Here is a 607-nt window from a genome sequence, read left to right on the forward strand (position 1 = left end):
GATCAGCCGAAACCAGCGAGCGTGCGACGTTGTGCAGGGATTCCAACCGTGCTGCCGCGGCCGCGATCGCCAGCTCGCCCTCCTTGACGAAGGCGTCCTCGAGCAGTGTCATGGGCACGAAATCGCTGTAGCGTATCGCGCGATCCACGACATAGACCACACGTATTAGTGTGTCGGGCGTCGCGAGCGTGGCGCCTGTGTTCACCGCCGCGAGCGACGTAGAGCTGCCGTCTACCGCGAACAGAATGCGCTGAGTGCCGATCTCGCGCGTGCTAGCGTATCCTGCGGGCACCACGATTACCGCGCAGGGTGCGAGTTGACTGAGCCTGTCTGCCACTGACGGTTCGAACCACCTCGCCAGGCCGTGCTGTTGTCGGATACCGACAATCATCAGATCCGCGCGGTCCTCATGTGCCTCTTCGGCGAGCGCATGCGAGACATCGGCCCTTTCGTTTGCAAGATCGATCACCTGAGTTCGCACGGAAGCCGCCGTATTTGCGAGCGCACTGCTCGACTCCGCGATAGCGCGCTCCGCGTCTTCCAGCAACTTCCTATGTGCGACGTCCAAATCCAACCCGGAGAGCGCCGCGTGCGGAGCGAGCAGATT

At 62.6% G+C, this 607-nt stretch carries 1 protein-coding gene; it reads right to left on the reverse strand.

Annotation, left to right across the window (positions count from 1 at the left end):
• A partial coding sequence (locus AWB67_RS39155; RefSeq protein WP_159965187.1) for a universal stress protein occupies positions 1-607 on the reverse strand: 607 nt, incomplete at both ends.

Origin of the sequence: Caballeronia terrestris (assembly GCF_001544515.1) — a bacterium.
GTDB lineage: Bacteria > Pseudomonadota > Gammaproteobacteria > Burkholderiales > Burkholderiaceae > Caballeronia > Caballeronia terrestris.